This is a genomic window from Leptolyngbya sp. FACHB-36 (assembly GCF_014695955.1).
GTDB lineage: Bacteria > Cyanobacteriota > Cyanobacteriia > Leptolyngbyales > Leptolyngbyaceae > FACHB-36.
Genome location: NZ_JACJPG010000244.1, coordinates 1 through 18,892 on the forward strand (window position 1 = coordinate 1; position 18,892 = coordinate 18,892).

General features: G+C 54.1%; 13 protein-coding genes. 8 read left to right on the top strand and 5 right to left on the bottom strand.

From position 1 onward, the window contains the following. Positions 1 to 182: 182 nt before the first annotated feature. The 3 genes from H6F43_RS05935 to H6F43_RS05945 form a co-directional block, all read right to left on the bottom strand. Positions 183 to 2,303 carry a CHASE2 domain-containing serine/threonine-protein kinase gene (locus H6F43_RS05935; protein ID WP_190341625.1) on the bottom strand — a complete coding sequence of 707 codons (2,121 nt, stop codon included), beginning with the start codon at positions 2,301 to 2,303 and terminating at the stop codon, positions 183 to 185. A gap of 16 nt (positions 2,304 to 2,319) precedes the next feature. Beyond that, positions 2,320 to 3,075: a DUF928 domain-containing protein gene (locus H6F43_RS05940; protein ID WP_190341626.1), complete on the bottom strand. Its 756-nt coding sequence runs from the start codon at positions 3,073 to 3,075 to the stop codon at positions 2,320 to 2,322. 174 nt (positions 3,076 to 3,249) lie between these two features. Next, entirely contained in the window at positions 3,250 to 3,873 is a 624-nt protein-coding gene (locus H6F43_RS05945) for a DNA-3-methyladenine glycosylase (protein WP_242025364.1), read from the bottom strand. 73 nt (positions 3,874 to 3,946) lie between these two features. Between H6F43_RS05945 and H6F43_RS05950 the strand changes: the two genes are divergently transcribed. The 3 genes from H6F43_RS05950 to H6F43_RS05960 all read left to right on the top strand — a co-directional run bounded on the left by H6F43_RS05950 (position 3,947) and on the right by H6F43_RS05960 (position 11,702). Continuing rightward, positions 3,947 to 5,506 carry a hypothetical protein gene (locus H6F43_RS05950; RefSeq protein WP_190341628.1) on the top strand — a complete coding sequence of 520 codons (1,560 nt, stop codon included), beginning with the start codon at positions 3,947 to 3,949 and terminating at the stop codon, positions 5,504 to 5,506. A 671-nt stretch (positions 5,507 to 6,177) separates the two neighbouring features. After that, on the top strand, positions 6,178 to 10,299 hold the full coding sequence (locus H6F43_RS05955; RefSeq protein ID WP_190341630.1) for an MHYT domain-containing protein: 4,122 nt from the start codon (positions 6,178 to 6,180) through the stop codon (positions 10,297 to 10,299). Positions 10,300 to 10,313: 14 nt separating this feature from the next. Further along, on the top strand, positions 10,314 to 11,702 hold the full coding sequence (locus tag H6F43_RS05960) for a response regulator (protein WP_190341632.1): 1,389 nt from the start codon (positions 10,314 to 10,316) through the stop codon (positions 11,700 to 11,702). Positions 11,703 to 11,988: 286 nt separating this feature from the next. On the opposite strand, the gene thrC is transcribed toward H6F43_RS05960, so the two are convergent. After that, complete coding sequence (thrC, locus tag H6F43_RS05965; protein ID WP_347272375.1) at positions 11,989 to 13,092, bottom strand: threonine synthase; 1,104 nt, start codon at positions 13,090 to 13,092, stop codon at positions 11,989 to 11,991. Between the two features lie 328 nt (positions 13,093 to 13,420). Here thrC and H6F43_RS05970 point away from each other — a divergent pair, with 328 nt between their 5' ends. The 3 genes from H6F43_RS05970 (at position 13,421) to H6F43_RS05980 (ending at position 14,887) form a co-directional block, all read left to right on the top strand. After that, positions 13,421 to 13,621, top strand: a complete 201-nt coding sequence (locus H6F43_RS05970) for a hypothetical protein (protein WP_190341637.1) — start codon at positions 13,421 to 13,423, stop codon at positions 13,619 to 13,621. Positions 13,622 to 13,734: 113 nt separating this feature from the next. Beyond that, entirely contained in the window at positions 13,735 to 14,475 is a 741-nt protein-coding gene (locus tag H6F43_RS05975; RefSeq protein WP_190341638.1) for a low-complexity tail membrane protein, read from the top strand. Between the two features lie 187 nt (positions 14,476 to 14,662). Then, a complete protein-coding gene (locus tag H6F43_RS05980; protein WP_190341640.1) occupies positions 14,663 to 14,887 on the top strand; it encodes a hypothetical protein in 225 nt (74 codons plus the stop codon). Positions 14,888 to 15,114: 227 nt separating this feature from the next. Here the strand turns inward: H6F43_RS05980 and H6F43_RS05985 are convergent, their stop codons facing one another. Continuing rightward, the gene (locus H6F43_RS05985; protein ID WP_190341642.1) at positions 15,115 to 15,666 is read right to left on the bottom strand and encodes an alpha/beta hydrolase; all 552 of its coding nucleotides are present in this window, start codon (positions 15,664 to 15,666) and stop codon (positions 15,115 to 15,117) included. A gap of 195 nt (positions 15,667 to 15,861) precedes the next feature. On the opposite strand from H6F43_RS05985, the gene H6F43_RS05990 reads away from it, so the two are divergent. Then, complete coding sequence (locus H6F43_RS05990) at positions 15,862 to 17,766, top strand: DUF1565 domain-containing protein (protein ID WP_199290169.1); 1,905 nt, start codon at positions 15,862 to 15,864, stop codon at positions 17,764 to 17,766. Positions 17,767 to 18,020: 254 nt separating this feature from the next. Further along, on the top strand, positions 18,021 to 18,892 hold an 872-nt coding region (locus H6F43_RS05995), incomplete at its 3' end, for an ABC transporter substrate-binding protein (RefSeq protein WP_242025366.1).

The following is an 18,892-nucleotide window of genomic DNA, read 5'->3' on the forward strand; positions in this document are numbered from 1 at the left end:
GATGCGTCCCAGTTGGGCTAATGGGCAAAAGCGGTTGCTGCGGACGTTGCACCTCCGCTGGCAATCAGTTCTTCAGCAGCAAGGGCATGATTAAGCACGATTAATCGGATTAAGGCATCCGTATCAAGAATGCTTCCAATACGCTGCCCCAGAGCCTAATTTGATCGTGTCTTAATCACCTTCTACAGTTTCTCCAAGCTTTGCAGCACATCAGCGGCAGATCGATAGCGAGTGCTGAAGTCGTAGCTGACCATGCGATCAAGAATCTTTGCAAACTCGTCGCTCACGGTTGTCAAGTGTCGCCATTGCAGCGCGCCATTGAGTGAGTCGCGCTCAAGCTGGCTGATTGATAACCCAACGAGGGCTTGAATGCTCATCATGCCCAAGGCGTACACATCGCTGTTCAGTTTGGGTTGCCCGATGCACTGCTCCGGCGGCGCGTAGCCAGAGGTGCCCACGGCGATCGTGTGAAGGTCGTCGTCGGACTCCTGTGGCTGAATTTGCTTCACAGCGCCAAAGTCAATCAGCACCAAAGCACCATCGCGATCGCGGCGAATTAAATTACTGGGTTTGATGTCGCGGTGAATCACGCGATGACTATGAACAAACATCAGCGTTTGCAGCACGTCCTTGAGCAGGTCAATAACTTCTGCCTCCGATCGACATTTCCCCGCTCCAATCTCTGCCTGCAAGGAATGTCCATGAACGTATTCCTGCACCAGATAGAACTCTTGCTGCTCCTCAAACGCTCCCAGCAGTTGAGGAATGCGATCGTGCTTGCCCAGCAGACCTAAAATTTCTGCCTCGGTTTTGAACAGTCGCCGCGCCACGCTGAGGAAATGGGTATCGCGCCGTGCTGGATGCAGATGTTTGACCACGCAAATCAGCTCATTCTGGTGCGTGTCCTGTGACAAATACGTGCAGCCGAAGCCACCCGATGCCAGCACTTTGATGATCTTGTAGCGCTGATTTAGCAGCGGCTCAGTACGGGGAGCATCCTCCAGCACAGAGGTTGGCAAGTCCGCTTGGGTGCGCCGCTCTTGCGCCAGCGCTTGCAGCAGCGCGATCGTTTGCTCTTGCTCTTCCACGGTGTGGGCAATTTTGTCGCGCTGCTGCTTGGTTTGGTAAGCCGTATACGCCGTCATGCAGCCAATGGCTAGCCCAATGCCCAACAGCGGCGGCACCAGCGGCACCCAGCCCGACAGCCCAAACAGCAAAGCGTAGCTGCCCAGCAGCCCTGCTGCCAGAGCAACACTGGACACGCCCAAGCGCAAGGGATGATGAGTCCGCCACGCCAGCAGCGCTCCACTCAGGGTCCAGCCCCACAGCCACAGCACTTCAGTCCACCTAGGCAAAAACCAAAAGAGCGATCGTCCATCCTGCACAGCGCTCAGAACCTGGCTCACCATCTGAGCGTGCAGGACAATTCCAGGCATTTTGCCTGCGTCGCTCTGCTCTCCACTGCTGTAGGGCGTCTGGAAAATATCTCGGATACTGGTAGCAGTGGAGCCAATCAAGACCACGCGATCGCGCACCCATTCGGGATTGACCTGATCGGCAAGCACCTGCGACAGGCTGACCTGTTGGGCAACGGTGCGACGGTAGTTCAGCAAAACCTGATAGCCCCGCGCGTCTACTTGACGGTAGCCGCCTGCGTGATTGGGTAGCCGTTCCAGCACCGTGGAGCCGATTTTCAAATCGCCATTAGGGGCGATCGACGGCTGGAGCGGATCGAGATAGTGCAGCGCCAGCAGAAAGCTAAATGACAGCGATGCAGCACAGGACGCAGACGGATCAGCATTGATCATCAGAAGATTGCGCCGAATCGTACCGTCGCCGTCTTCCACAATGTCGCTGAAGCCTGTCCGATCGCTAGGCACCCCAGTCGGTGGCGGAATCGCCGGACCTGCCGCATCGCCGTATTTGCAGATGGGCACGATGCGATCGCTGCGTTGCAGTCGCTGCAGCAGTTTGGCGTGCCCTGGCTCTACGGGCACATCGCGAAAGATGTCCAGCCCAATGACCCGTGGCTGGTGTCGCTCTAGTTTCTCCAGCGCTTGGTCAAGCACCCTGCCCGACAGGGGCCATTCTCGCATCGTCTGGATGTCCGTTTCGGTGATGCCGACAATCAGCAGGCGTGGATCAGGTCCGGGGTCGCTCCGGTCCTGCATCATTTGGTCAAACATCTTTAGCTCGATCGGCTCCAGGACACCGAGCCGCTGCACGCTTACCAAAAGGCCTGTTACCAGCAGACTGGACACTAGTACAGGTTGCGTGAGTAGCCGTCTGAGACGTGCAAGCATGGCAGTGTGCGATCGCTTATCGGACGGACGCTGATGGATTCATCACTAGCGATTGTGACACGTCCTGCACCAGCACGATCGGCGCTTGCGTTCGTACAATCTGGTCAAGACCAACCCCAGTCCCGCTCAGCAACGCTTCCCAGTCTGCTTTGAGTTTGGCGTCGGCAGGGCGATCGCGACGCAGCTCTGCTAGCGCGGTCAAGCAGTCTTGCCAAATTCCAGCTTGAGCAAACAGCGCCACGCGCTCAGGTACGGGGGCTTGATTAATTCGCTTGAGCAACTGCGGAGCACTGACTCGCTGAATTGAGCCTTCGACAAACGTATTGAGGGAGCGATCGCTGGGGTTGCACACGATCGAGAAACTCCACTTGTACGATCGACCAACGGCTAGCTGCGTTGGCAGCCGAAACCCCACCACGCCGGATTTAGCGATCGTCTTGTAGCTGTTGCGATAAACGGTGCCTGTCTTGCTGTCCCGTAGTGCTAATTCCAGCATTGACGCAGAGGTGCGGGGCAGATAGAAAAATACGGTTGGTGTGGCACTTGTGGTCAGTCCGACGTTGGACTGCGGCACCAGCGCGGTTAGGGGCGTTCCCCTGGAAATGCAGTCGTTCCCCCGTGATCCTCCTGGAACCCGCCTGCCTGGAACACCTAAACCGGATGGAGGCACAAATTTAACGCGGGCATCTGCGGGTGGAGGGGGCGTAAGCAACGTGAGTCCAAGACTCATTGACAGAACCGTTAGCCAGAGTCGTTGATTCAACAGGGACATGAAAAACTCCTCAAACGATCAATGAGTGAACAGGGATACGGCGACGACGGAGTCAGGAGTCCTAATGAGAAGTACGGAGATAGGGAGAGGAAATCAGGAGAATACACGGTTATGTTGGAAATTCTTCGGGATCGGGAGAGAATAAATGGCACCGTTGAATCGGTCAAAAAGAACTCAGTCTTTGATGTCTAGGCTGCGCCAGAGGTACCACGACGCGATCGTGCGAAAGGGCTTCCAGGCATGTCCAACCTGTTCGACCGTTGCCTTGTTCGGCAGGTCAGGCAAGTTGTAGAGGCGACGAATTCCAGATCGCACGCCCAAGTCGTCCACGGGTAGAACATCCCAGCGATGGAGCCGAAAGATCAGCAGCATTTGAACGGTCCAGCGTCCGATGCCTTTGACTGGAATCAGAGTTTGGACGATCGCCTCGTCGTCTAGCTGCGCCAGCTCGCTTAAGCTGGGAAAGTCCGGCATTCTGGACGCCAAATCCTTCAGATACAGAATCTTGGGGCGCGAGATTCCAACTTGGCGAAAGACATCGTCAGGAGTGTTGAGGATGTCCAGCGGCTGCGGAGCAGCCTCAAAGAGCTGGAGAAAGCGACCGTGAATTGCAGCGGCAGATTTGCCGGAAAGCTGCTGGTAGAGAATTGCTCGCGCCAGACAGTCGAACAGATCTCCGGTCTGCTGGTCTTGGTCTAGCGTGCAGGGGCCGACGCGATCGATCAGCGCTGCCAAAACAGAATCCGCCTGTTTCAGGGTGGCGATTGCCATTGAGTAATCGATTGACGTTCGTTCCAACAGACGTTTCCTAAAACAGTTCAAGCATCAAGGGGAATCACTGCTTTATTCTAGTTGCTGCGGTCTCTGTGCCTTGCTCACACATCCAGGTGAAATCCGACGCCGCACGGCAAACCCAGCGTTAGAGTATGGGTTTAAGGCTTCCTGGGGTATGCGTTTAAACCATCAACTGAGTGCGCTCCTGCTCCTGCCCACCGTAGGACTCCTGCTGCAATCCTCCGCGCTTGCCCAATCGAACGTGACGGTGGCTCCCAGTTCCATCACTATCACCGCGACAAGAGGATCGGTAGAAGCCCGGACGATCGCGTTGCGCTCCCCAGCCGCTATTGTGAATTCTCAAATTACGCCCTTGGATCTTGCCAATGCAGATGGCAGTAAAGTGTTAACCGCTGCTTCAGTACAAGCAGGCAACCCGTTGACTCAGGGAGACTCGCGATTCGTCACGATTCCGATTCAATTCAATCTGCAATCTGCCCCCAGCGGCGAATTTACTGGAGACCTGCTGCTGACGTACCAAGACAGCGAACAGGTGATCCCGATCGTCGTGCGGGTGAAAGACTCGTGGCAGATTCCGCTGCTTTTACTGCTGGCAGGCGTTTGGCTCAGCGTCGCGGTCTCAACCTACAGCAGCACGGGAAAACGCCGAGATGAAATCACGGTTAGCCTAGAAAACTTGCGGACCCAGATTGACCTCGATCGCGCCCAGTCTCGCGCGTTTGGCGATCGTGCCAGTGAGGGCTTAGACTACGCCCAACTTTTGCAGACATCGAACCAGATGGATGCGGCTCAGTCGGCGATCGAGGCGGCTCAAACCGTTTGGAGTAGATGGGTTCAGCAAAAAACAGGCTGGCTAGCGCAATTTCGCTACTACGACACGCTGAAGCGGCGGCTTGCCGAGCCTGATTTGCAGAATTCGCAAGCGGTGGCAATTCGATCGATTGATCGCGCTCTGGAAGACGCCCAGCAAGGCGCACCAGACCTAGCGAACCCGCGCGAGTTTGGGCAGCAGTTGGACGCGATCGCCCAGCAAATTAATGGCTTTCTCCAACTTCGTTTCCGACTGGAGACCCTCAAAACGATGACGGCACAGCTCGCAGGCGAACCCTTTTACGCGTGGGAGGAGAAGACTGACAACTTGGAGCAGCAGCTTCAAGCGCTATCGATGGTCAATCAGGATGGTGCACAAGCGCTGGCGACCGCGATCGATCAGAGCCTTGAAGCCGTAAGAACGCTGCCTCAACCCAATCCAACCTTTGCGATTGCAAAGTCGGCAAGCATCAGCCCGACAGAACTGAATCTGGTGCCGTCTGCTGCTCCAACGGTTCGCCCCTTGACAGATCGATCGTCCAACCCTCTGCTCCGCACCCTATCGCTCTTTTATCTCGATGCGACTGGACGATTGCGCTGGTTCTACATCCTCAGCTACCTGATTGTGATGGGGGTTTTAGCGGGGACAGGCTTCAACCAACTATATTTAGCGAAGCCCACGTTTGGCACTTGGGCAGACTACATTGCGCTACTGGGCTGGGGGTTTGGTGCGGAGGCAACTCGCAGTGCGGCTGTGAAAGCGCTGCGAAAAACCGATGAGGCGCCGCTCAGTCATTTGCCTTGGGGTGGGTCATCAATTCGGTAAGCTGGAAGTAGCACTGCGTGAGACGAACTAAGTAAGATCCTGACCAGTACAACAATGACGACTTGGCGCTACGCTCTTAAACATGCTCCGGTATCTAACTGAGAATTTCTTCGTTAAGCTCAAGTAATATCGAGCGATCGCGATGCGCCACAACAAACGGGCGGCTAACTTTCTGGGTGCACTTCAATTGATCAACGTCCACAATCTGGCTGAATTAATCACACGCTCTAGTTTGAACTCCACGTTAATTTGAGCAATCAGAAAATCACCTATGACACTACTTAAGACAATACGCTGATCAATCAAAAAACAATGCGGCTTGGTTGCTAGCCCTCAGGAATAAAAATTTCTGTAGAAGATTCTACGGCTACAACTATTAGTTCTCGTAAACGAGTAGGGGAACTAAACCCAAAGAGCTACAGCCAACAGACTTGTCAAAGCTTCTACCCACAAATAGTTTTAAGCTCCAAGAGCGTGCAGAACCGACTTGCAACGTGCGCCGTTTTTTCTCATTCACGATAGCAATTGATGGTCGTGATGGATGGCTTAAGCGCTGTGTTCTCGTTCTTCCGGCTGCGGAAATTGTTGGAACTTATCATGACTAAGTGGGGCATTACTAAATAGGGAATCGTTAGCGATCGGTGCTGACAAATCTGAATGTTGGGGAAAGGATGGGACACGAACTCTTGGGCACATATAACGTCAGCTTAGTTTTGCTAGCGTTTGGAATTGCAGTCTTCGCCTCTTACGCTGCTTTAGATTTGGCTGCCAGGGTGCAGTCAGCCCAGGGACGATCGTGGCTGCCCTGGTTGGTAGGCGGTGCCGGAGCGATGGGAACAGGCATCTGGTCGACGCACTTCATTGCCATGCTGGCACTCCAGTTGCCAGTGTCGGTTCACTATGATGTGCTGATCACGCTGCTGTCACTGGCTTATGCCATTGTCGCCTCCGGTATCGCCTTAACGTTATTGAGCCGCCCCGATTCTAATCTGCTGCTGCTGGTGGGAGGCGGAAGCTGTATGGGAATGGCGATCGCCTCGATGCACTACATTGGCATGGGGGCGATGCAGTTCCAAGCCAAACTCCACTACAGCTTGCGGCTTGTTGCGCTGTCGGTTGCCATTGCCATTGCTGCCTCGTTAGTCGCCCTTTGGCTGGCATCTCGCTTGCAGGTGCTGCCTACTAAACAGCGGCTCTGGCAAAAGCTCGCTAGTGCCATTGTCATGGGAATCGCTATCAGCGGAATGCACTACACCGGCATGTGGGCAACGCACTTCATCGCCCAACCGGAATTGCTAGTGGGGCAATCCCCAGCGCTGAATCAATTTTGGCTAGCGATTTGTATTGCAACGGCTACCCTGTTCATTCTGGGCATAACTCTGCTCTCGTCCCTATTCGACCAGCAGCTGAGCAATCAGCGGGTGCGGCAGCAATCCCTCCAGGAAAGCGAAAGGTATCTCCGCAGCTTGATCCGGGAAATGCAAGTGGGAGTGCTGTTGTTCAATCGCGATGGCGACATCCTTCTGAGCAACCAAGCAGCCGTCACGCTGCTGAATCTGAAGGAAACAGAAGACGGGCGCCACACGCTTGGGACAACGTGGCGCTTGCTGCATGAGGACGGGGTCCCCTTTCAGCCGCACGAACTGCCAGTGTGTCAGGCGATCGCGCAGCAGCAGCCGATTCGGAATGTGGTGATTTGGCTAGAGGCATCCAGCGGTCAGATGCAGCACTGGCTACTGGTAAATGCCGATCCCCAATGTGCCGAGGACGGCAGCGTTGAAAGCGTCATCTGCACCTTTAGCGACATCACAGACCAGAAACGGACAGAGACCGCGTTGCAGCAAAGTCAGGAGCAATTTGCCAAAGCGTTTCGCTTAAACCCGATCGCTTGCAGCATTTCCACCCTAGAAGACGGGCGATTCTTAGATGTCAACGAGAGCTTTCTGAAGCTCTTTGGCTACAGCCGCGAAGCCGTGATTGGTCGGACCTCAGATGAGCTAGGCATTTGGGGAAATTTGCAGGATCGCGATCGCCTGATTGAGGCATTGCAGCAGCAGCAATCCGTGCAAGTTGATGCTCAATTTCGCATTAGTTCTGGTGAGCTGCGCGACGGAATGTCCTCGTTTGAGCGCATTGATTTGGGCGGAGACCCCTGTCTGCTCAGCATGATTTACGACGTGACCGCTCGCAAGCTGGCAGAAGCAGAACAGGTGCAGCAAATCAAGCTAGCAGCCCTGCGAGCCGCCGTTGGAACGGCGCTAACCGAGGGCGAATCGTTTCAGGAGATGCTGGAGCGGTGCGCGATCGCGCTGCATAAACACCTCGATGCTGCCTTTGCTTGCATTTGGACGTTCAATGAACCAGAACAGCTACTAGAACTGCAAGCCAGCGCTGGGCTGCACTTGCCCCTCAACAGCGCCTACAATCAAATTGCTGTAGGTGGCTGTGAGATTGGTCGGATTGCGCAACATCGTCAGCCCCGGCTCACAAATGAGGTAGCGAACGATCCGCGCTTCAGTCAGTACAACTCACACGGTGAGGGAATTATTGCCTTTGCAGGCTATCCGTTAGCCATTAAAAACCGATTGCTAGGCGTCATGGCAATCTTTGCCCAACGTCCGCTTACAGACCGAAGCTTAGAGGAAATGGCGTCGGTTGCTAGCGCGATCGCCGTGGGTATCGATCGCAAGCTGGCAGAAGAAGCGCTGCGCAAGACTGCTGAGCGAGAACGTGCTATTACCCGCGTCATTCAGCGGATGCGCCAGACGCTTGAGCTAGAAACGATCTTTCGTACAACCACGGAGGAACTGCGGCACGCAATTCGCTGCGATCGCGTACTCGTTTACCGCTTCAATCCAGACTGGAGTGGAGTCATGGTCGCTGAGTCTGTTGCCGCAGGCTGGGTTTCGCTGCTGCAAACCAATTCTCAACAGCCGGATAGCATTTTATTAGGCAGCGATCGCTGCATGGTGAGAACGTGGGACAGCGACGATGTGGTACAGGACACCTACCTCCAGGAAACGGAAGGCGGCGTATACCGTCAAGGAGCCACCTACCGCTCCATCCAGGACATTTACGCGGCTGGGTTCGATCCGTGCTACATGGAACTGCTAGAGCACTTTCAGGCAAGGGCGTACATCACCGTTCCGATCTTTCTGGGCAAGAAGCTCTGGGGCTTGCTGGCAACTTATCAAAACTCCAGTTCCCGTCAGTGGGATGAGGCAGACATTCGGATCGTGACCCAAATCGGCACTCAGCTAGGCGTTGCGGTTAAGCAAGCAGAACTGCTGGCTCAGACCCAACAGCAGTCGGTTGAATTGGGAGCCGCTAAGGAATCAGCGGATGCAGCGAATCGAGCAAAAAGCGAGTTTTTGGCAAACATGAGCCATGAGTTGCGCACTCCCCTGAATGCCATCCTGGGATTTACCCAGCTGCTGCATCGAGACAACTCTTTGCTAAATAAGCATCGGCAGTACATCAATATCATTAGCCAAAGTGGAGAGCACCTGCTGACCTTGATCAACGACATTTTAGAAATGTCGAAAATCGAAGCCGGACAAACGACGCTGTATCAAGAAACGTTTGATATGCATCACCTGCTCGCTAGCCTCGAAGACATGATGCGGCTCAAAGCCCATTCTAAGGGGCTACAGCTTATCTTCGATCGCGCTCCTGATGTGCCTAAATGGGTCGAAACCGATGAAGGCAAACTTCGTCAAGTGCTGCTCAACCTGCTGGGTAACGCGATCAAGTTTACGCAAGAAGGCGGCGTAACGCTGCGCGTGCAGACACGCAAGATGGAACGAGCTAGGGAAATCGTTTCATCTACCTCGGTTCCGCTGCATTTTGAGATTGAAGACACGGGACCCGGCATTGCCCTCAATGAAATCGATCGCCTATTCAAACCCTTCACTCAGACCGCAGCAGGCTTAAACTCTGGCGAAGGAACCGGGCTGGGCTTACCAATCAGCCAAAAGTTTGTCCAGTTGATGGGCGGAGAGCTTCACGTGAAGAGTCAACCAGGGTATGGCAGCACTTTTTCCTTTGAGGTTTTAGTCAATCGGGCTGAAAAGAGCTCAGATGAGAACTCTCAATCCGCTTATCAAACGGTAATTGGATTGGCTCCCGGTCAGCCTCAGTACCGCGTTCTCATTGCTGATGATGCCCCAACAAATCGCCTCATTTTGGTCAAACTGCTCAGTTCCTTGGGGTTCAGTGTGCGTCAGGCAAAGAATGGTCAAGAGGCGATCGACCTTTGGCAAGATTGGCAGCCGCATCTGATTTGGATGGACATGCAAATGCCCGTCGTCAATGGCTATGAAGCCACGCAGCAGATCAAGGCATCTCTGCAAGGTCAGGCAACCGTGGTCATTGCCCTCACCGCTAGCGCCTTCGAAGAACAGCGGCAGCAGATTCTACTAGCAGGATGCGATGACTTCGTGCGAAAGCCGTTTCGTCAAGCAGAGATTTTAGAGAAACTAGCAGAGCATTTGGGCGTGACGTATCTGTATGACAATACAGAGAACAGCCTGAGTGCTGATAAAGATGAGACGGCAGTACAGCCCTCCTTCACGGTGCAGCCGACCTCGTTACAGGTAATGCCGAGCGAGTGGATTAAGAAGTTATACGTTGCCGCCGCGCAGGGAAATGATGTGCTGATCGGTCAACTCATTCAGAAAATTTCTCCGGAAAACGCTGCCCTCGCGCGCTCCTTGATTGAACTGAACGAGAATCTCCGATTTGATCGCCTGATGGAACTGGCTCAACCAGTTGCAGAATCAAACACGTACTGACACGGAATATCGAAATGGATGGTTATCCAGCACCTACTAACGCCGACATTTTGATTGTTGACGACACCCTCGACAATGTTCGCCTTTTGTCCAACATGCTACAGGGTCAGGGATACACTGTCCGAAAAGCTCTGAGTGGACAAATGGCACTAACGGCTGTGCGGACCCTCCTGCCAGATTTGATTCTTTTAGATGTCAACATGCCGGAAATGAACGGCTATGAGGTCTGCAAACAGCTCAAGGAAGATGCACAAACCTGCTCGGTTCCCATTATCTTTCTCAGTGCTTTAGACAGTGTTTCTGATAAGGTGAAAGCCTTCCGTGTTGGAGGAATTGACTACATTACAAAACCCTTTCAGCTTGAGGAAGTTCTCGCTCGAATTGAAACACAGCTCACACTGCGCGCTCTGCAAACTCAACTCCAACAGAAAAATGAAACGCTCCAGCAGACATTAAATGACCTGAGGAAGGCACAGGCAAAACTGATTCAGCAAGAAAAGATGCTCGGCTTAAGCCAGCTGGTTGCTGGAATGTCTCATGAAATTAACAATCCAATTAGTTTTATTGCTGGCAATCTTGCACCTGCCCGTCAATATTTCAATGATCTACTCAATCTAATTCAGATATACCAACAGGAAGTCCCCAATCCAACTCCTGCAATCCAAAAAGCACTTCAAGCGAGTGAGCTGGAATTTCTTATTCCCGATTTGAACAAACTGCTCAATTCAATGCAAACAGGTGTAGAGCGAATTCGCGGCATGATGCTTGCCTTCCGAATTTTTTCTAGATTGGATGAAGCAACGATCAAGCGCGTAGATATTCATCAGGGAATTGACAGCACGCTGCTTCTCTTACAGCACCGGATTAGACAGCATGGACAGCGTCCTGATATTCAAATTGTTAAACACTATGGAACCATTCCGCCGGTAACCTGTTACGCTAGCCAGCTCAATCAAGTGTTTTTAAATTTACTGAACAATGCGATCGATGCTCTAGAGCTATCGATGGGCAACTTCCATCCATCATTTGCCTTCGATCGCGCAGCCACAGAAACGGATCAGGAGCACACAACGGCTCCTACAATCTGGATTCGTACGGAGTTGACGGTTGAACAAACCGTGCGAATTGGCATCAAAGATAACGGCCCTGGGATTGAAGAAGCCGCACGATCGCGTATGTTTGAACCGTTTTATACCACGAAGCCAGTGGGCAAAGGTATGGGGTTGGGGCTATCAATTAGCTACGAAATTGTTGTAGAAAAACACAAAGGGCAGCTAATCTGCCACTCCTCACCAGAAGGCGCAGAGTTCATTGTTGAAGTTCCGCTAAGCACTGTTGACTATAGCGAGGCTCGTAAGCTGGGAATCGGGCGATCGCCCTGGTCAGTGAAATCAACTAATTAGTCGATAGATGGAATTGAGCTAGCAATAGCTAGCAATGCGAATGACGAACCTGTTGACGAATCTGTGAATAACGAATCACTGACTGTGCCACAGGTTCATAAAGAAACGAGTGACCTCAGCCTCATTGACTGACAAAACTTCGGAAGACCTCTCCCCCAACTCTTCTCCGGCGCGGAAAGGGGAGCTAGACAAATTTCCAGTTCCCTCTTCTTGCAGGAGAGGGCTAGGGAGAGGTCTTCAGCAATTTAAGCAAACGATTTGTCAGTCAACCAGGACCTGAGCCGCGCTAAAATCCCATCGCGTGGGCAACCGCGCTCAGCGTCGGTGAAATTCCTTGCTTGTAAGCGGCGGTGCTGTGAGCGATCGCAGTATCCGGATCTTTTAAGCCATTGCCTGTAAGAACGCACACCACCGTTGCTCCTGCAGGAACCTGATCGCGGACCTTTAGGAGTCCCGCCACTGACGCCGCGCTAGCAGGCTCGCAGAAGATTCCTTCTTGGCTGGCAAGCAATCGGTAAGCGTTGATAATTTCTGCATCGGTAACGGCAGCAAAGCTTCCTTGACTAGCGTGCTGCACGGCGATCGCCCGCTCCCAGTTAGCGGGATTGCCAATTCGAATTGCGGTTGCCAGAGTTTCAGGATGCGTCACGGGCTGCCCCGTTATCAGCGGCGCGGCTCCCGCTGCCTGAAAACCCATCATGCGAGGAAGCTTACTACACCGCTGTTCCTGGTGATACTGACAAAAGCCCATCCAATAGGCGGTAATGTTGCCCGCGTTGCCTACGGGAATGCAGAGCCAGTCGGGAGCATCGCCTAGCACATCTACCACTTCAAACGCCGCCGTTTTTTGCCCTTCCAGCCGGAACGGATTCACAGAATTCACCAGCGTCACGGGGTAGGTAGCAGACATCTCCCGCACAATTTCTAGCGCTTGGTCAAAATTGCCCTGAATGGCTAGGACTTCCGCACCGTAGAGAAGCGCCTGTGCTAGCTTACCCAGCGCCACGTAGCCATCGGGAATTAGCACAAACGCTCGCATACCACCACGGCGCGCATAGGCTGCCGCCGCCGCTGAGGTGTTACCTGTGCTAGCGCAGATGACGGCTTCCGCTCCGGCTTCCTTTGCCTTGGAGAGTGCCATTGTCATGCCTCGGTCTTTGAAGCTGCCGGTAGGATTTAAGCCGTCGTATTTCACAAACACTTGCACCTGTCTGCCAATCTGCTCGGCGATCGCCGGAACCGGAATCAGCGGCGTATTGCCTTCATGCAGCGTTACAACCGGAGTTTGGTCGGTAACAGGCAGGTAGGGGCGGTAGGCATCAATCAGCCCGCGCCAGCCTTTCAGTAGCGAGGAAGGGGCGGTGTGGGAGTGGGAACTAGCAAGACGTATCACAGAGGCTTCACGATCTCGTCACGGTAGATTCTCAGTGTACCCCGTTCTCGCTCAAGGGTAGAGCGGAGTAGAGAACGAAGCGGACAGTGTGCGGGCAATCTACAGTTCGTAGTTTGTGAAATCTTAACGAAACTACCGATCACAAGCCCTAAACTTACCAGATCTCCGTAACTCAGAATAGAATCATGAGCGACCCATGAAACTTTTCAGGGTGTAAATTCGACAGTGAAAAAGCGGATGATCGCACTAGAATCTTCTGTTGCATCTCGTTACGCTTTTTGTAAAGCTTAGGTTAAGATACTCTACGTGGTGTCAGTGAGTAGAAATGACTAATTCGACATTAACCAGACCGGATTTAGAGCGGGCGACCCGATCCTACCAATCCCGCTTGTTAGAAGCGATGAAGTCGCAGTATCCGCTAGACCAGCAAGTCAAGTTTCTGCATTTGCAGGCGGACGCTGAGTCGCTGCTACAACAGCTACAGGCAATGAAGCAGCAGCGGCAGGCAACGAATCCCAACGGCTGAGGTGCTGCGTTCGGTTAAGCACTCTTGCCGCGATGTCTTAAACTTCGTCTCCAATGGAGGTCAGCGGACGCTCTATACTGATTGGGCAGATCGTTGCCCGATGAGTGTAGACTATGCGTTCTTTCTGGTCTGATCCCTACCTCTGGATTCACCTGGCAGGTTTAGCTGCCTTACCCATCTTTCTAGAACTCTGCTTGGTGGGGCTTTCCGTTGGCGACCCCGTGCTACCGGTCTGGTTGGAACTGAGCTTGGTTGCGGCGATCGGCATTGCACCCATTCTTTGGATGCAGTGGCAGCGCCCGTTCTACATCTTCAGCACGGTTGTGATAGCGCTGAAGCCAGAGCAGCTCACCGAGGACCAACGACGGCTGCTGACGCTGTTTAAGTCGCAGCGCAATCGGTTTCTGGCAGTTGGGGTATCGCTGGTGCTGCTGGTGCTGCTGCGCCAGCTCTATTACTCGGCGGCGATCGCGGCAGGCGTTGTTCCCCTACCCATTACAGGACGGTGGTTCGGACTGCTGTTAGCTGCGGCAGGATTTTTGGCAAGCAACCTGTTCCTGCAAGTGCCCGTTAGCGTTGCCAGCGTGATGCTGAGGAGCGATTCCGCCTTTGCGACAGCGCTGCCCTACCCGCTAGAGCAAATCCGTCAGAGCTTTACCTCACTGGGGTTGCAGGTGAATAGAATCCTGCCGCCACTCCTGCCAGATGCGCCTCCTAGCCTGATTATTGCAGCGCCTACTTCGCTCCGATCGGAGCCAGCCGCGGCAGACGTGCCGGAGGGGGCGTCGCCGGGGGAAGCTCCCTCCAGTGCATCTCCAGAGCCAGTGCCCGATGCGGCATCTGAAGAATTGTAGCGGTGATGACGTGAGTCAAACACCGCAAATACTTATATGTCGAGTGTTACGGCAAACACCGTTCGCTTTTTCAGGTGCGCTATGCTTAAGGGATGAGGTGGAACATCTTGACCCACCTGCATAGTTAGTGATAAGGCGCGGTTGTTATTCTTTTAAGGTGTTTATGGCTGGTCCTCATTCCTCATCAATGTCTGACAATACGGCTAGTGTGGGTGCGCTTTCCAAGCAGTTGCTCAGTCAGCTACCTGAAGATTCTGCAATTTGGAACAGCCTCAAGCAGGCGATCGCCACAAGCTCCGGCTTCCGGCGCTGGCAGCTTGAGCGCAATGTCGATGGCAGCTTGAGCGGAATGAGCCTGGATCATTCGGTTCGCTATTACCTGCGCGAGACGCTGGAAACCCTGGCGTACTAATTAATTGCTAGGCGATTTAATTGCTAGACGATTTTTCTTATAGTCATGCTCCTTCTCAACTAACTAGTGAGAGGGAGCATTTCGCATTAATGGGGACTCTAGAGACTTCGCTGTACAGGCGGCAATTCCAGAAGCGTACTAACCAGAACTGTGCCCTGAGCGAACTCATGGAGCACAGTTCTGGCTGCTCAGCAGCCGTCGAAGCGGGTCATTACTGAGCCGCTCACTTACTGAAAGATATCTAGCCAGCCAAACACTCGCCGAACCTGCTTGGCAATGTCGCTGAGTTGGCGATAGGCACTGACAAGATTTTCTCCGTCCACGTGAACCTCTTGGGTCGGATATTTTTGCAGCGTTTCGATCAGGGAAATCTTCTTGTCGTTGCTGGCAGAAAGAACCAGTGCCGATCTCAGAGCCTGACGCTCCGCTCCACCACGCGGCGTGCGAATCGTTTCGCCCAGTTTGTCGAGCAGGACTTCACCCAGCGGATTGTTCAGTACCTGACTCAGAATGACTGGATCAACCTCCACTTCATCCGTCAGGACCTTTTGAACCTGCTGCGGTTCTCGCTTTGCCAATCGGAGATACGAATCTAGCTCCGGCGTTGGCTTACCTGTTTCTGCTAGTGTGGTCAAATCTGCCACGGAGACTGACCCTTCAAGAATTCCATACCTTAAAACAACCCGCTCCGCTGCAAGCCCACTTGTGGTGTACAGTAAGGCACCGACGCTCGCGGATAGGGTAAGAACAGTGTGCAGTGGTTGGCGAAAACAGCGCATGGTGAGAGCAGGGAGACAATAGTTATGCTGACGATAGCTCATGCTCAGAAGTTGCCTCATCCTGCAGAGGAGATAGCAAATTCTTTGCGCACGAAACTTCGCCCAGTTCTAGAGTAATCAGTGGAACTTCACGATCGCCGTGTCGGTCATGAACGATATTTATTAGCGCTCCCGTCACTCCTCTCAGTAGACTCTATGGCTAAGATTCGCCTATCTAAATCCGCGATCGCTGTGCAGTTTGGCATTGCAAGCGCGCTGTTGGTTGGCTCAATGACCATCGCCGCAGAACAACGATCGCCGCTCAGAGTTGCTCAGGTCACGGTTCCCACCGTGCCAGACACAACCGCTCCAACTCCTGCTGTGTCTCCCGAACCCTTTCCGGCTCCGACTGCACCTTCAGTCCAACCCACTCCGGTTCCGGCTGCGCCTTTAGTCCAACCGACTCCAGTTCCGGTTGCACCTTCAGCCCAACCCACTCCGGTTCCGACTGTGCCTCCAGTCCAATCTGCTCCGGCTCCGGCGACTCCAACCCAGCCGGCTATTGCTCCGGTTCCAGGGTTCCCCACTCCGTCTACTCCCGCTGCTCCAAGCACAAGCACGCCTTCAACTCGGTTTGCGCCTGCCCAAGCTGGCACTATCTACGTCAATCCATCTACAGGTAACGACGGGGTAGGAGCAGGTACAAGCGACGCAACGCCCTACCGCACGATTACCTACGCGCTTCAGCAGGCTGCGCCTGGAACGATCGTGCAGTTGGCACCGGGCACCTACCAGAAAGAAACGGGTGAGGTGTTTCCGCTCGTCCTGCCTACTAATGTGGTGCTGCGCGGCGATGAGACGAATCGGGGTCAAGGCATCGTAATTACGGGCGGCGATTTTTACATCAGTCGCTCCTTCGCCCGCCAAAGCATTGCGATTTTGGCAAACGGCAACAGCGAAATTCGCGGCGTTACCGTGACGAATCCCAACACGCGAGGCACAGGAATTTGGGTCGAGTCAAGCAATCCAACGATCCAGAACAACACCTTCACCGACAATAATCGGGAGGGCGTTTTCATCACTGGAACGGGCAACCCCAAAATTTCGCAAAACGTTTTCCTTCGCAACAAAGGCAATGGCATTTCCACTGCCAGCAATGCCAAGGGCGAGATCGAAAACAATGTGTTTGAAGACACGGGTTTTGGGCTGGCGATCGGCGAAAACTCCTCACCGCTGGTTTCTGGCAATCAGATAAGGCAGAACGTGGACGGCATCTACGTGAACGACAACGCTCGTCCGGTGCTGCGAAACAACGTGATTGAAGGCAACAAGCGCGACGGCATTGTGGCGACGATCGCGGCTCAACCCGACTTGGGCACCGCGGAAATCGCAGGCAATAATGTCTTTCGCAATAACGGCAAGTCCGATTTGAACAACTCCACCAACGGCACCATCTATTCAATCGGCAATACGCTAGACGTCAAGAAAGTGGCGGGTCGAATCGAATTTACGGCTCCGATCGCGGGGCAGCCCGGAACCTCTGCCTTCCAGGACGTACAGGGACACTGGGCGCAGGCGTACATCGAAGCGCTAGCGCAGCAGGGGATCATTAGCGGCTTTCCGGGCGGCACCTTCCGCCCCAGCGATCCGGTAACGCGGGTGCAGTTTGCTGCCATTATCAACAAAGCCTTTGCGCCACCGCCCAAGCAGGCAGCCCTCTCCTTCAAAGACATCTCGACAAACTTCTGGGGCTATCAGCCGATCCTGACAGCCGTGCAGGGCGGCTTCATGCGCGGCTACCCGGAAGGCACCTTCCGACCAGACCAGCGCATTCCCAGAGTGCAGGTGCTCGTGGCGCTGGGCAGCGGGTTAGCCTTTGGCAATGCAGGTGCGAATGTCCTGACGCGGTATCAGGACGCGTCAGAGATTCCGTCGTGGGCAACGGGAGTGGTCGCCGCTGCTACACAGCGTAGCGTTGTGGTGAACTATCCGGTCGTGGGGCAGCTAGCTCCAAATCGGGAAGCCACACGAGCAGAGGTCGCCGCGATCGTGTATCAGGCATTGGTGAATGCGGGCAGGCTCCAGGCAATTCCCTCTCCTTACATCGTGAGCGGTAATTAGTCACGCGCGATCGACGACACCCTGTGGGATAAGCATCCTGCCTGAGACAGGCGGGACCCTATCCCACGCTATTTAATCCATGGTCCTCGGCAACATTCTTGCCGAAATCTCCTGCTGAACTCAACGAGTGTGTCACGATGAGGTTTCGCAGTCCTGCTGTCGCGATTTGAGGTGAACTTCTCGAAGGGTGCTTAGAAGCGGCAAACCGCAGGTCTAGAATGTGATGTTGAGTAGATGGCTTGGGTGACGTGGGAATGGCTGTAAAGGTTGGACGGCGATCGTGGGGAGTGCGGATACTCGCGATCGTCTGGGTGATCGTGTTGGCAGGCTGTAGCGGATCTGCCGCTATTTCTGCCCGCCCCTCTCAACTCGTTGCTGTCACCAGCAACGATCCTAAAACGTTCAACTGTGCGCTGGTGCAGGAGTTGCCCACAGTTGGCGGCTTTATTTGCGAAGGCTTGATTTTTGAGAACGGGCAGGGACAGATCGAACCTGACCTCGCAGAATCGTGGACCGTCTCCGATGACAAGCGCACCGTGGTTTTCACGCTCCGTTCGGACCTGAAATGGTCGGATGGGCACCCGCTCACCGCTGAGGATGTCGTCTTTTCCTATCGCGATGTCTACCTGAATCCCAAGCTGTCTGTTCCTGCCCAAGACAGCTTCAAGATTGGACCAACGGGTGCCTTTCCCACCGTTCGCAAGCTGGACGATCGGCGGGTCGAATTTAAGCTGCCGGAGCCGTTTGCTCCATTTATCCGCAGCACTGGTGGCGGCGGGGGCGCTGGAGCCGCGATTCTGCCTGCTCACAAACTGCGTGATGCGGTCAATACGCTGGATTCGAGAGGGCAGTCCACGTTTCTTGCAACTTGGGGCACGGATACCGACCCCACGGCTGTAATTGTCAACGGTCCTTACCGGATTGCCAGCTACTCACCCAGCCAGCGCGTGGTGTTTGAGCGTAACCCTTTCTACTGGCGCAAGGACGCTCAAGGACGATCGCAGCCGTATATCGATCGCATCGTGTGGCAAATTGTCCAATCGGGTGATACGGCGCTGATCCAGTTTCGATCGGGCAGTGTGGATTTACTCGGCGTGGGTCCCGCTAGTTTTTCGCTGCTCAAGCG

What these genes read in the sequence shown, in the direction of transcription:
- H6F43_RS05935 (WP_190341625.1), bottom strand. Translation starts at nt 2,303, where the DNA reads ATGCTTGCACGTCTCAGACGGCTACTCACGCAACCTGTACTAGTGTCC.
- H6F43_RS05975 (WP_190341638.1), top strand. Translation starts at nt 13,735, where the DNA reads ATGCGTTCTTTCTGGTCTGATCCCTACCTCTGGATTCACCTGGCAGGT.
- H6F43_RS05940 (WP_190341626.1), bottom strand. Translation starts at nt 3,075, where the DNA reads ATGTCCCTGTTGAATCAACGACTCTGGCTAACGGTTCTGTCAATGAGT.
- H6F43_RS05955 (WP_190341630.1), top strand. Translation starts at nt 6,178, where the DNA reads ATGGGACACGAACTCTTGGGCACATATAACGTCAGCTTAGTTTTGCTA.
- H6F43_RS05990 (WP_199290169.1), top strand. Translation starts at nt 15,862, where the DNA reads ATGGCTAAGATTCGCCTATCTAAATCCGCGATCGCTGTGCAGTTTGGC.
- H6F43_RS05980 (WP_190341640.1), top strand. Translation starts at nt 14,663, where the DNA reads ATGTCTGACAATACGGCTAGTGTGGGTGCGCTTTCCAAGCAGTTGCTC.
- H6F43_RS05970 (WP_190341637.1), top strand. Translation starts at nt 13,421, where the DNA reads ATGACTAATTCGACATTAACCAGACCGGATTTAGAGCGGGCGACCCGA.
- H6F43_RS05960 (WP_190341632.1), top strand. Translation starts at nt 10,314, where the DNA reads ATGGATGGTTATCCAGCACCTACTAACGCCGACATTTTGATTGTTGAC.
- H6F43_RS05985 (WP_190341642.1), bottom strand. Translation starts at nt 15,666, where the DNA reads ATGCGCTGTTTTCGCCAACCACTGCACACTGTTCTTACCCTATCCGCG.